We start from the raw sequence: 12,128 nt of genomic DNA, 5'->3' as shown, positions 1-12,128 counted from the left end.
TTTGCCATATTACGGCAGACGCCAGAGCACGTAACTCCAGAAGCAGGATCGATAATGCCTCATGAATGCTGTCACCCATACGCGTGTCTTCATCAAAGTTTGTCGGGAACATGACAGGTAGTGCGGATATCCTCGCGATCGTTAGTGATGTCTTCCAGGGCCTGCGATAGCATCGCTGTTGCCTACTGAAGGTGAACCCTCAGGGCATGCGCTGGATTTGTGGATATGGGCGCTGAACCCGGCCGCAATGTAATGCATGTCGCCGGTATCAGACCCGGTTTCCTGACGAGGTCTGTGGTCATCTGACACCGACTGCGCATCGCTGTCTCAGTGTTAAGCCCTGAGAGTGTCTGATTATCACATTGGATGGGATACGCTTTTTCAGGTCTAAGCGTCACAAGAGTATTGAACGCTGCGCATCTGACCTGAAGTCTGTTCGGGCTGCTGGTAGAATAGTTTTACCTTAGTGCTGACGGGGTATATCCGGCAGCCTCAAGCCCGACATGAAGAAAATGTAATGGCCGTCGATAAAAACGGATTCATCTGCCAGCCTGAGTTCAGGGAAGTCCAGCCCGCCTTCTCGCAGCTTGTTGCTGACAGCGTAAAACGCCTTACCGCTGCGGCGCCGGACCTGGTCCACAGCATTTACGTATATGGCAGTGTTGCCGTAGGCCGGGCAACAGAAAACCACTCAGATCTCGATCTTACCGTGATTTTCACCCAGGAACTGGATGGTGAAACCGCCCGTAAATTGGTGGAGGTCAAATCCAGCCTTGAAATGGCCCATACTGTCGTCAGTAAAATCGATATCGACCCGGGTACGCTGGATGCGGTATTGCTGCCTGCGAATAAGAATCTCTGGGGCTACTGGCTGAAGCACCACTGCGTCTGCGTCTATGGTAAAGACCTGCGCGAACGGTTTGAATCCTTCAGGCCCTCAAAGGACATTGCGGTTGCCGTTAACGGCGATTTCTTATCAGTGCTGAATAGCTATGTATCCCGCATGAAGCCCTCTCTCGAGCCATCAGAAAGGCATGCGCTTCAGCGGGCTGCAGCACGCAAAGCCATTCGGGCTACAAATATACTCCGGGAAGAAAGCGATAAGGACTGGCCCGTTTCGCTCGAAGAGCACTGTGAAAAATTTAATGCACGTTATCCGGCACTGGCTGAAGAGATGGACTTCTTGCTGGCCATCAGTTATCGCCCACGGGGTGACATAGTCGCGTTCGCCAGCAGGATCACGACCTTTGCCTACTGGCTGAACGCAGAGTTCCATACTCGTCAGCGTTAATGTCGAATGGATGGTATGAAAACAGAACTTCTGAGCGGTTATTTAGACTTGTTAAAAAGAGCTGATGAGAGGGATTTCAGAAAGAATGAATTCCTTTCCATTTCTACACCGGCCGACGCGACCCTTTCCGTATTTCACACACTGGCTGAAGGAGTCAGCGATCCCTTCTCGTAAAAAAACCGGCACAGAGCCGGTTTTCTGATTTGGCCTAAGGAGCTACCACTTAAAGTGGTTGGAGTCTTCCCAGTCCTTCAGCTCTTTTTCAGCCTGTTCCTTACCGTAACCGTAACGTTCCTGGATACGGCCAACCAGCTGGTCACGCTTTCCTTCCGCCACGTCCATGTCGTCATCGGTAAGCTTGCCCCACTGCTCTTTAACTTTTCCTTTGAACTGCTTCCAGTTTCCGCTGATACGATCTTCGTTCATGTCAGTTTCCTCAGTTAATTCACGGGCTGCTGCTGCGCAATCCATTTTCAGAACTTGATACTAAGAAGTATGGCCAACTCTGGAAGGATTTCCTGTCAGGGTTCACATTTACAGATTTTTTCTGATGCTTGCCCGACGCACGGTACACGCTGGCCGAACCCGGTGAAGTGCGTATCAGACTCGTGGTGTACCGCAAGAGTCTTGGCGTTCGATACACTTTGTGGGATTGCGGATAAACCGTGAAAACGGCATCGACCCTGGCATACTGAATGGTGATTTCCTGCCAGAAAATGCGAATCGATGCGGCGACTGGCTTAACGCGGAGTTTTCAAAAACGTCAGGGTTAAAAATAAAATTGGGTAGCCTGAGTAAACCTCAGGCTTTCTGAATATTGCTCGTAAGGTTATGCAGTAAGGGATCTTTGAGGTCTGCATTACGTTTCCATCCCGCACGCGATAGCAGAGCATCGACTCCGGAAAGATCGGCTGTGATGCGCACGGCAATCGGTTTTAACTGACATCCCTCATCATCGAAACCGGTTTGCAGATCGCTTTTTCTGACATACAGCCCAGGAACTTTCGGGTTCAGTTTGATCGCGTGGCGGCCTTCCCATTCTGTTTCGGTCAGAATGCCGTAATTAATCCCGGTGAGGGTGATCGCATGCAATATATGCTGAAGACGGAACAGGTCATTTTGCGTCAGTAAGTCACCGGTGCTCGCCCGCCAGAGATATTCAAGTTTTCCCGGGAGGTCGGCCCGAAGCCCTTTCTCCCTGCCTTCTTTGAGAAGCCAGCGGATATCATTTGCCAGTTCGCGCCGGAAAAGGCGCTTCTTCTCAGCTGTTGCCAGCCACCGGCATAAAAAGAGGTTTTCCTGCGCGGCGGAACTGACTGTTCCGGCATGGCGAGCCAAATTCAGCGCAATCAGTCCACACCATGCCAGGTGATCGACATAAAGGTTTGAGGTATTCATCAGTAATCGGAGCCATATCATTATTAATCAGTCCGCGTGCCTTCAACGTGCAGGTAACCTGAAGCCAGCCTGACCTGGATCGTAACCTCTCCAGCCCTGAATTTCACGCTACGGGCGTAAACCAGTGCAAAAATTTTATGGCTCGGATCAAATGAGATATCGCGTTCACATTCAGCCATGATATGCATGCCACAGCGATTGCGATCACCGTGACGGTAAGCCAGTTGCTGGGTTTATTATTGCGTGAGGGCTTTTTCATCCCGCTCTGCGAGATTTTTATCAGATAAAGACAGGTAACCGGCAAATTCCCCGGATCTCCGAACCCGATGTTCACTGCAGTCCAGACGGACATGGCTAACCTCATCAGTTTTTCAGTCAGAGAGATAAATGCAGGTGTAAGACATCCACCGTCGGGCGAGCAAATCATATCCCAGAAACACAGCAGGTCATTTCCTGGCAATAACCTTCAAAACGTGAACGGCATATATGCAGATTGGGCACCTCCACTTTTGCGTCGCGCTGTAGGACCCAAATATGTTCCGCCACAGGGCGTCTATGCTTAAACATGATTAAAAACCTTACAAACTGAATATCTTTTTTGTGAGCATCCGTTCGTTTAACCGGAGACATGTCATGAGCAATCCTCCCGACCAGAATCCGCACGAATCCAGTCCAACGCAACTTTCCCGGCCAACTGAGCTTTCATCTCAATCCGTCAGCATTAACGAAAACGAGATAGCGACTCCGCACTACGCTCATATCACGTTGAATGTGAATGGCACACATCATGAGCTTGAGGTCGATATGCGCACCACGTTACTTGATGCGCTGCGGGAGCATCTGAAGCTCACCGGTACCAAGAAAGGATGCGATCACGGCCAGTGTGGCGCCTGCACTGTCATTGCAAACGACAGACGCATCAACGCCTGCCTTACGCTTGCCGTAATGCAGCAGGAAGCAGAGATCACCACCATTGAGGGGCTGGGCACGCCAGACAATCTTCATCCTCTGCAGTCTGCTTTCATCCGGCATGATGGCTACCAGTGCGGCTACTGCACGCCGGGCCAGATATGTTCCTCGGTTGCGATGCTCAGTGAAATTGAAGCGGGTGTGCCAAGTCACGTCACGCAGGATCTGGCCTCCCGCTCTGAGGTAAATGAAGCAGAACTGCGTGAAAGGATGAGCGGCAATATCTGCCGCTGCGGGGCCTACGCCAATATTATTGCTGCTCTTCAGGAGTACGCGGGGAGGAAGGGATCATGAAAGCCTTTACCTATGAACGCGTCAGCACGCCTGCGGAAGCCGCGCTGAGCGCGCAGCAGCATCCCGGTTGCCGGTTTATTGCTGGCGGCACCAATCTTCTGGATCTGATGAAGCTGGGAATTGAGACGCCCGGGCATCTGATTGATGTGAACGCTCTGGAGCTCGATCAGATTGAAGCTCTCCCTGAGGGAGGGCTGCGCATCGGGGCGCTGGTTCGCAACACGGACCTCGCCGCAGACATCCGTATTCGCAGGGATTACGCCGTTCTGTCGAGAGCGCTGCTGGCCGGTGCCTCCGGGCAGCTTCGCAATCAGGCGACAACGGCCGGAAACCTTCTCCAGCGTACGCGCTGCCCCTATTTCTATGACGTGAACCAGCCCTGTAATAAACGTGCACCCGGCACCGGCTGTGCGGCCATTCAGGGTTACAGCAGGCAGCACGCGGTCGTGGGTGGAAGCGATGACTGTATCGCAACCCATCCCAGCGATATGGCCGTGGCGATGCAGCTGCTCGGGGCGGAAATTGAAACCGTCAGCGCTGACGGCAACGTACGTCGTATCGAGATGAGCGATCTTTATCCCTCCCCCGGCAGCACGCCGCATATTGAAACCGTGCTGCAGCCGGGGGAGCTGATTGTCAGCGTGGTACTGCCTCCGCCTGTGGATGGTGTTCACCTGTACCGCAAAGTGCGGGACCGGGCATCGTACGCGTTTGCACTGGTGTCGGTGGCCGCCATCATCCGGCCAGACGGGTCTGGTCGCGTGGCAATGGGCGGCGTAGCCCACAAGCCGTGGCGCAGCGATGAGGCCGATGCTGAAATACAAAATGGCTTTCAGCCGGTATTCGATCGGCTCTTCAGCGCTGCCCTGCCCACTGAAGATAACCGCTTCAAACTGGTGCTGGCGAAACGCACGCTGGCTTCGGTACTGGCGGAAGCAAGGGGACTGAACCATGAAGTTTGAGACACCTGCGGGAACCAACCCCATAGATAACCTCCGGTATGTCGGGCAGCCGCTTGACCGCGTAGACGGGCCACTTAAAACGACGGGCAGCGCAACATACGCCTATGAGTGGCATGAAAACGTTCCTGGCCTGGCTTATGGTTTTATTGTTGCTGCACCGACAGCGAAAGGCACGATAACCGCCATCAGAATTGAATCGGTTCGTAACGCGCCAGGCGTACTTGCCGTCATTACCGGACGCGATGTTGAAGCGCTGGGCAAAGCGGATCGAAATGCGGCAACGCTGCTGGCGGTTGACAAAATTGAGCACTACCACCAGGCCATCGCCGTTGTCATCGCGGAAACCTTTGAACAGGCACGTGAGGCGGCTTACAGCGTGAAAGTGGATTACCAGGCGGCGCCGGGCCACTACAGCCTGGCCGCTGAGAAGGAGAACGTCGATACACCGATGCCAGATGAGCCTGACAAAAACATTGGCGACTTTGACCAGGCTTACGCTGAGGCAAGCGTGACGATTGACACCGTGTATACAACGCCCGACCAGAGCCATATGGCCATGGAGCCTCATGCCTCCATGGCAGTCTGGGAAGATGACAGGCTCACGCTGTGGACTTCCAATCAGATGATTGACTGGTGTCGTACCGACCTCGCAGAAACGCTCAACATGCCGATTGAGAAGATTCGAATTGTGTCTCCCTATATCGGCGGCGGATTCGGGGGCAAGCTCTTTCTGCGCAGCGACGCGCTGCTGGCGGCACTGGGTGCGCGCGTGACCTCCCGACCGGTAAAGGTCATGCTGCCCAGACCCGTCATCCCGAACAACACCACGCACCGGCCTGCCACTGTTCAGCACATCCGGATCGGTGCTGACAGCAGCGGACTGATCACGGCTATTTCACACAACAGCTGGTCAGGCAATCTTCCCGGCGGTACCCCCGAAACCGCCGTCCAGCAGTCGGAGCTGCTTTATACCGGTGCCAACCGTCATACGGGACTGCGCCTGACCCAACTTGATTTACCTGAAGGTAATGCGATGCGCGCCCCGGGAGAGGCTCCCGGACTGATGGCGCTGGAAATTGCCATAGATGAAATGGCGGAAAAAACGGGAATGGATCCCGTCGCCTTTCGCATACGTAACGATACGCAGGTTGACCCGGCTCACCCGGAGCGCTTCTTTTCCCGCCGTCAGCTGGTGGAATGCCTGAATACAGGCGCTGAACGGTTCGGATGGCATAAGAGGACACCTCAGCCTGCGCAGGTACGTGAGGGCCGGTGGCTGGTGGGCATGGGGATGGCCACCGGTTTTCGTAATAACATGGTGGCGACCTCCGGAGCGCGCGTCCATCTGGATGAAACCGGGCATGTGACGGTTGAGACTGACATGACGGACATCGGCACCGGCAGCTACACCATCCTTGCTCAGACGGCAGCAGAGATGATGGGTGTCAGCCTTGCGCAGGTCACGGTCAGGCTGGGTGACTCGGATTTTCCGGAATCCGCAGGATCTGGCGGCCAGTGGGGCGCAAACACCTCAACGGCCGGTGTCTATGCTGCCTGTGTGAAACTTCGCGCAGACGTGGCTGACAGGCTGGGGTTTGAAGGCGATAACGTGGTGTTCTCAGACGGGCAGGTCATACAGGGAGATCGCCGCGCCGCACTGGCCGCGGCAGCCGCCGGCGGTCCGCTTACCGCAGAGGACAGCATTGAATTTGGTGACCTTGACCAGCGATTCCAGCAGTCAACGTTTGCAGGACATTTTGTTGAAGTGGTGGTAGACAGCTTCACAGGAGAAGTGCGCGTAAGGCGGATGCTGGCGGTCTGTGCGGCCGGGCGCATTCTGAACCCCAAAACAGCGCGCAGTCAGGTGATTGGCGCCATGACAATGGGACTGGGGGCCGCACTGATGGAAGAGCTTGCCGTGGACGAAAAGCAGGGCTTTTTTGTTAACCACGATATGGCCGGTTATGAAGTCCCGGTGCATGCGGATATACCGGAGCAGGAGGTCATTTTTCTTGATGATGACGATCCGGTTTCCTCACCCATGAAAGCGAAGGGTGTGGGTGAGCTGGGCCTGTGTGGGGTCAGCGCCGCGATCGTCAATGCCATCTATAATGCCACCGGCGTCCGTGTCCGGGATTACCCGGTTACGCTGGATAAGCTGCTGGAAGGGCTTCCCGAGCTCCACTGAGCCCTACTCCGCCAGCTTGATGCTGGCTGGCGGAGCATCGGCAGAAATGTTCACTGGTTTAAAAAGCGGTCGGGATGGTCAGACTCCAGGGAACGCAGGGTATCGTAACGACCAAATATGCGATAACGGTTACGGGCAACTGAATTGTAGAGCGAGTCGGTGACCGCCAGGGGCAGAAAGCGCAGTAATGCCAGAAGCCGCCAGGGCCATGGCAGAAAGCGCATAATGCGGAAGATGGCCTCAGAGCGTATCCAGTATTGCTGCCCATTGAAAAGGACAATGGTATGGATGCTGTCTGCTGACATACCAATATGCTCCAGCAATACTCTCCCCTCCCGGCTCTGAACCGGGGCGAACCTGACGAACGGGGGCAGGCGATGAGACAGTAAAAAACGGACCCAAGCATTGCACAGTTTACAAACGCCATCGTAAATGACCACCTGATCGCCGGGTGTCAGAATCGGAACGGGCTGTGACATAGTATCCTTAACGTTTTCGGTTACGGGATTGGAATAATCCCCTGTCTGCTTCCAGGTTGAAAGTCTAGCAGTCCCGCAGTCATATGGTATTTTGCTAAAGCTGAAGACCGTCAGCCGCCACTTATCAGAAATGGTTTTTAAGCAGTGAAGACGTGGTCTAGAAAGCGGCATTGTATAGCATTAACGAACTGACGCGGATCCGGTCGGCGTGAGCGGAAGAAACGCCGAACGCCGGTTGCATCCACCCGGAATTAGTTCCGTTTATTAGAATGCCCGCATTGAGGAGCTAATCGAGGAGACTCTCCAGCAGCAAAATATTCGTTAATGGACCCTGGAGAGGCATGATATTTCCTACCCAAGTCTCAGGGACGCGATGGGAAAAATGGCGGCAATGGGTCAGCCATTTGGGGGCATGTTTACCGAAGATGAAGTCATTGAGGGTGCCATAACAGGCTAAGTGCTTGAAAAATGCTGAAGTGAGAAACTATATAAGCCTTATACGCGCGGGAGATACCGAAATTGTCCCTATACAGGGTAAGGAGGAGCCGCCATGTCTAGCGGCCGTCGGTCCAGGACACATAAAACTCATCCCTCATTGAGAATTCGCAGCGCTTCCCGGTTAAACGCAGGCAGGTCCTCCGGCGTACGGCTGGTGACCAGTTTATCGTCATCGACAACGACGTCTTTATCATAAAAGTCCGCCCCGGCATTACGCAGATCAATGGCGATCGCTTTCACGCAGGTCATTTTGCGTCCGCGCACGCCGTTGGCACTGATAAGCAACTGAGGCCCATGACAAATGGCGAATACAGGTTTCCCGCTGGCGACAAACTCTTTGGTGAAATTTACAAAACGATCGTCACCGCGCAGTGAGTCAGGTGAGTGGCCGCCAGGTAAAAGTAGTGCGTCAAACTCTGCAGGGCTGACGTGATCAATATCCCTGTCGATTTTGACTACCGCTTTACCTTGCTTACCTTTAACCGTTTTCCCCGCTTGCATCTCAATGGTCACCACCTCGTGCCCTGCTTTAGCATAGGCATCAGCGGGTGAGGTGAATTCTGAGTCCTCGAATTCATCGGTAATAAGGACCGCTATTTTCTTACCCATCTGTCTCTCCTTGCTGTGAAAACGCTATGCGTTTGTGGCTTGGTTAACCCATCAAGTCTGGTTGCGATAGCTTAAAACACAAGCCAGACGGTGCCGTTATGCAGATGAAAATCAGCGATCATGCAAAACAGGGGCGATAAGCGCAGCGAGAAAGGTGGGCCCGTGATGAATTCCACCGTGCTGGCTTATTCAGTTGATTGTGAAAACTGACGTAGATGAATGTTCTCCCTGCTACGTGCATCAGATATTGAGGCAGGGCAATTGCATAAGATGGGAGAGAGCTTATTGAAGGACAGTGCCCTTAAGGCTCCATATGGCATCAATAAAGGTAAAAGTGCCCTCATGTTCCTTTATGGCGGTCTGCCAGTCACAAAAGCATCATGGTGAATCAATGCTCGCTGACTAAACGATTTTATGAGGCATGAAACGATGAAGGCACTTTTCTTCACAGCACGCCAGAAAATACGCCTGCGCAGCAGGTGTGGCAACGCTTTGGGCTGAATCAGGCAATGCGATCAGGATTTCTTTTTATGCCATTTGCTGTCGCTGCCTTTTTCATAACCATGCTTAACCGCGGCCCAGGCAACCTTATGTGCAACCTCCTCCCGGGTACTGTCCCCCTTGCGGTCGTTCTTATTTTCATACTCATCCCATGCACTGTTAAAAGCCGCCAGGTAAATATCCTGCGCATGGGCAGGAAGGACATGCGTAACACTGTCGGGAAGAGCACTTCGGGATTTATAGGGCATGTACAGACTCCTCTGTTGATGACTTAATCCTGGTTCACTTATGATTTTTTTCAATGTCAGAAAAGGCGAACAAGGCTAATGGCGCTATACATACAGCCCGGAACTGGCTGGGTCACTGATAATCCGGGTTGTTTACCTTGCCGGTAAACTTTTCTCTCAGAGTCGGAGTGTTTATCTTATTCCCGCCACGTCGTCGGCCCGGAAAGAAATGCGGCCATCCATTTGACTCTTTCACTCAATGGAGCAGAGGCGCCTCATCTGAATGTTATTTGATGCAGAATGAATACGCCGCCTTCAGCCAGCCTCGGATGATTCAGAACGTGATTCAACTCCTGTCCTGACGTCTCCCTGTCTGACCGCTGTTTAAGCAGCGGCCTTTCAGGCGCACTGAAGTCAGACGGTCGCAGACGAAAGAAAGAACCCGCAGCTAAAACTACCAGCAACGAAGAACCAAGTAGTTACAGCATTCATATCGAAGCCTTAAACGACTTACCGGCCCTCCGGGCCGGGCGGCGGCGGCTTTTACAGGGGGAAATCGGGGCTGCTGCGGGGATATGGGCGCGTTTTTAATTGATGCGAAGTTCAGATGTCAAAGGCCGCAGTGAAGGTACGTATGGAGGGGGCTGGGTGGTGAGGTTCGCTACACTCCTGAGTGAGAAGATAATGTATGCTGTAACTAATTCCGTCCTTGTTGTGCCTTAATGTGCATTTCTTTTGAACATTTAGTATGGTCTTTAGATGAATAATGATTGAGGTGTATATGAGCTCATCAGCTTACGACCACGGAATCAAAGCGGCTTCGGTCTGGAAGCGTCTGACAAGCGTCTATAGTGATGCCGATTCTCGCTTTACTGCATGGGCAGAGAGTAAAGGGATTCCGGTGGTGATCGGTAAACCATTAGTTCCCTTCTCTTCACTACTACTTCTGGCCATAGTTCTGATCGCTGGGTTTGCAGTTAGTGCCGTGATTATCGCAGCAGCTGCGTTCGTGTATATGGTCCGTTACATTCAATTAAATGCTTCAGAAGATATGAGATCAGCATCATCCAACAACTCCACTTCAACAGGTGGCCAGTTCAGAAGTGGAAATAATGGGGATGGTTTTTATAGTGGACCCGATGATATCACTGTGACATCTGCAAGATTAGATAAGGATGAAGACGACGATTAACTCAAATGGAGCTAATCGTCGGTTTATTTAAATCTTCACAGTACTTTTCGCCTTTTCTACTGCCTCTCCCCCACTCTTTTGCACCTGTGATGTACCACTTTTAAACGCACCATCAAGGGTTCCGCCTATTCTGATGCCTGCCCAGGAAAGCGCCCCCATCCACACTGCCGGCAATATTAGAAACATTGTCGCCATGACAAAATTCATGATCAGGTCATCCGAACTGTTCTGGAATCCGGCCATGTTAAAGCTGCTGTGCGTGTCAGGAAGTTCAGCGCAAACAGCACAAACGAGAGCGTTATGACGGTCTTAATCTCATAGGCGGAGAAGGCGAGAATAAGCGGCAGAATCACCACGATGGCCATGAGCAGCACAGCCTGGACCATGGGCAGTGCCTGACGCATGGCATCGAAGGCCGGGAATGCGGCCAGACTGCCTAATGCGGTGCCGCCTATCGCAGCCACACGGGCAACGGAGTTATCCAGCGTAAAATCAGCATTGCCACCATAGCCGGCGTAAACGTGTCCACCCTGCGACACGGTCAGACTCTCCGGGCTGACCAGACGACGGATAATCGCTTCTTTGTAGTCAGCCGTATTGCCGCCGATCATGGTCATGGCAGCTGACAGACGGGTCCATAATCCCGGGTCAGCCTGATCGACGACGCGGGCCTGCAGTCCGGTATCCGCCTTGCTCCACCATTCACTGCAGGTCGGATAACTGTCCTATTGCAGGCAGGTGATGCTTTACGGTGCTGAAACGGCTACCTGATGACGGAATAACGTCATCAGCGTTCTCATCAGGAAAGGAGGTTTCTGTCGTCATTTTGTCAGCCACCCTCCGCGCGCAGGCTGCGCCTGAATGGGACGGGGACCAGTGACCTGAGAGGGACTGGCGGCGGATGACGTAGCTGCAGCCGGCGCGTATGCGCTGGCAGGGCGCGGCGGCAGCTGTGTAGCAGGCAACTGATAGCCTGCACGCAGGCTGTGGCAGACCACGCGCTGCACGTCATCCACTTCCAGCTCCCATGCGGGGCCCGCCAGCACCTGCAGCGCGGTGCGAAGACGCATCGGACCCAGCTGGAACTGGACGGCCGGCAGCGGCTGACGATACAGCACGCCGTTGGCCGGTCCTGTCTGACACAGTGAGTAGCCGGACTGCTTCAGCGCATAACGCATGGCATCGGCCACGGTTGGCTGAACCGAGGAAGGAATACGCACATCAATAATCTGTGAGAGGGGGGTCGCGTTGCACGGCCTGAGGATCCGTTCTGACAAGCAGGTAACGATCGTAGCGAACCACCTCGGGCGTCCGCGCGTAAACATCATCAGCAGATGTCTGGACGTTGCGGGTGACGCTGACCGGGGCAACCGGTTCTGCAGGTGCCCGTTCCTGCAGCTTCTGGGGCTGCTGAATACACCCCGTCAGCAGCGCAAGCGGTAAAGCGGCAAAGACGGCATTAAATTTCATCTGGAAAGTTCCTGTACAGTGTGAACAGGCATCACTGTGCGCAACTCTTC

At 53.6% G+C, this 12,128-nt stretch carries 10 protein-coding genes and 2 pseudogenes; 5 read left to right on the top strand and 7 right to left on the bottom strand.

Annotation, left to right across the window (positions count from 1 at the left end; translation table 11 throughout):
- Window positions 1-517: 517 nt before the first annotated feature.
- Entirely contained in the window at window positions 518-1,291 is a 774-nt protein-coding gene (locus ACCW76_RS19605; protein WP_436339854.1) for a nucleotidyltransferase domain-containing protein, read from the top strand.
- Between the two features lie 216 nt (window positions 1,292-1,507).
- On the opposite strand, the gene ACCW76_RS19600 is transcribed toward ACCW76_RS19605, so the two are convergent.
- Both ACCW76_RS19600 and ACCW76_RS19595 read right to left on the bottom strand, forming a co-directional pair.
- Window positions 1,508-1,717 carry a CsbD family protein gene (locus ACCW76_RS19600; RefSeq protein WP_182059097.1) on the bottom strand — a complete coding sequence of 70 codons (210 nt, stop codon included), beginning with the start codon at window positions 1,715-1,717 and terminating at the stop codon, window positions 1,508-1,510.
- A 375-nt stretch (window positions 1,718-2,092) separates the two neighbouring features.
- Window positions 2,093-2,689 (bottom strand): DUF2913 family protein, encoded by a 597-nt coding sequence (locus tag ACCW76_RS19595; protein ID WP_436339852.1) that lies wholly within the window; start codon window positions 2,687-2,689, stop codon window positions 2,093-2,095.
- A 633-nt stretch (window positions 2,690-3,322) separates the two neighbouring features.
- On the opposite strand from ACCW76_RS19595, the gene paoA reads away from it, so the two are divergent.
- The 3 genes from paoA to paoC are packed head-to-tail and all read left to right on the top strand — an operon-like array spanning window position 3,323 to window position 7,102.
- The gene (gene paoA / locus ACCW76_RS19590) at window positions 3,323-3,952 is read left to right on the top strand and encodes an aldehyde dehydrogenase iron-sulfur subunit PaoA (RefSeq protein ID WP_436339850.1); all 630 of its coding nucleotides are present in this window, start codon (window positions 3,323-3,325) and stop codon (window positions 3,950-3,952) included.
- On the top strand, window positions 3,949-4,914 hold the full coding sequence (locus ACCW76_RS19585; RefSeq protein WP_436339848.1) for an FAD binding domain-containing protein: 966 nt from the start codon (window positions 3,949-3,951) through the stop codon (window positions 4,912-4,914). The genes paoA and ACCW76_RS19585 overlap by 4 nt, the downstream gene beginning before the upstream one ends.
- A complete protein-coding gene (gene paoC, locus ACCW76_RS19580; protein ID WP_436339846.1) occupies window positions 4,904-7,102 on the top strand; it encodes an aldehyde oxidoreductase molybdenum-binding subunit PaoC in 2,199 nt (732 codons plus the stop codon). The genes ACCW76_RS19585 and paoC overlap by 11 nt, the downstream gene beginning before the upstream one ends.
- Window positions 7,103-7,152: 50 nt before the next feature.
- Here the strand turns inward: paoC and ACCW76_RS19575 are convergent, their stop codons facing one another.
- The 3 genes from ACCW76_RS19575 to chaB form a co-directional block, all read right to left on the bottom strand.
- Window positions 7,153-7,581 (bottom strand): thiol-disulfide oxidoreductase DCC family protein, encoded by a 429-nt coding sequence (locus tag ACCW76_RS19575; RefSeq protein ID WP_182057555.1) that lies wholly within the window; start codon window positions 7,579-7,581, stop codon window positions 7,153-7,155.
- A 585-nt stretch (window positions 7,582-8,166) separates the two neighbouring features.
- A complete protein-coding gene (locus ACCW76_RS19570) occupies window positions 8,167-8,688 on the bottom strand; it encodes a type 1 glutamine amidotransferase domain-containing protein (RefSeq protein WP_182057556.1) in 522 nt (173 codons plus the stop codon).
- Window positions 8,689-9,203: 515 nt separating this feature from the next.
- Window positions 9,204-9,437 carry a putative cation transport regulator ChaB gene (chaB, locus tag ACCW76_RS19565; RefSeq protein WP_436339844.1) on the bottom strand — a complete coding sequence of 78 codons (234 nt, stop codon included), beginning with the start codon at window positions 9,435-9,437 and terminating at the stop codon, window positions 9,204-9,206.
- A gap of 760 nt (window positions 9,438-10,197) precedes the next feature.
- Between chaB and ACCW76_RS19560 the strand changes: the two genes are divergently transcribed.
- The gene (locus ACCW76_RS19560) at window positions 10,198-10,608 is read left to right on the top strand and encodes a hypothetical protein (protein WP_436339843.1); all 411 of its coding nucleotides are present in this window, start codon (window positions 10,198-10,200) and stop codon (window positions 10,606-10,608) included.
- Window positions 10,609-10,635: 27 nt separating this feature from the next.
- Here ACCW76_RS19560 and ACCW76_RS19555 read toward each other — a convergent pair.
- Both ACCW76_RS19555 and ACCW76_RS19550 read right to left on the bottom strand, forming a co-directional pair.
- A pseudogene (locus ACCW76_RS19555) lies at window positions 10,636-11,327 on the bottom strand (conjugal transfer protein TraG N-terminal domain-containing protein); the annotation flags it as partial.
- A 102-nt stretch (window positions 11,328-11,429) separates the two neighbouring features.
- A pseudogene (locus ACCW76_RS19550) lies at window positions 11,430-12,078 on the bottom strand (pilus assembly protein PilL).
- Window positions 12,079-12,128: the final 50 nt, after the last annotated feature.

The organism is Pantoea sp. C8B4 (genome assembly GCF_051336905.1).
Classification (GTDB): domain Bacteria; phylum Pseudomonadota; class Gammaproteobacteria; order Enterobacterales; family Enterobacteriaceae; genus Pantoea; species Pantoea rwandensis_B.
Note: the sequence above shows the minus strand (reverse complement) of the source record. Positions and strands in the feature narration are given on the sequence as shown.

Coding starts and splice junctions, on each gene's coding strand:
- ACCW76_RS19605 (WP_436339854.1), top strand. CDS start 518: ATGGCCGTCGATAAAAACGGATTCATCTGCCAGCCTGAGTTCAGGGAA.
- ACCW76_RS19600 (WP_182059097.1), bottom strand. CDS start 1,717: ATGAACGAAGATCGTATCAGCGGAAACTGGAAGCAGTTCAAAGGAAAA.
- ACCW76_RS19595 (WP_436339852.1), bottom strand. CDS start 2,689: ATGAATACCTCAAACCTTTATGTCGATCACCTGGCATGGTGTGGACTG.
- paoA (WP_436339850.1), top strand. CDS start 3,323: ATGAGCAATCCTCCCGACCAGAATCCGCACGAATCCAGTCCAACGCAA.
- ACCW76_RS19585 (WP_436339848.1), top strand. CDS start 3,949: ATGAAAGCCTTTACCTATGAACGCGTCAGCACGCCTGCGGAAGCCGCG.
- paoC (WP_436339846.1), top strand. CDS start 4,904: ATGAAGTTTGAGACACCTGCGGGAACCAACCCCATAGATAACCTCCGG.
- ACCW76_RS19575 (WP_182057555.1), bottom strand. CDS start 7,581: ATGTCACAGCCCGTTCCGATTCTGACACCCGGCGATCAGGTGGTCATT.
- ACCW76_RS19570 (WP_182057556.1), bottom strand. CDS start 8,688: ATGGGTAAGAAAATAGCGGTCCTTATTACCGATGAATTCGAGGACTCA.
- chaB (WP_436339844.1), bottom strand. CDS start 9,437: ATGCCCTATAAATCCCGAAGTGCTCTTCCCGACAGTGTTACGCATGTC.
- ACCW76_RS19560 (WP_436339843.1), top strand. CDS start 10,198: ATGAGCTCATCAGCTTACGACCACGGAATCAAAGCGGCTTCGGTCTGG.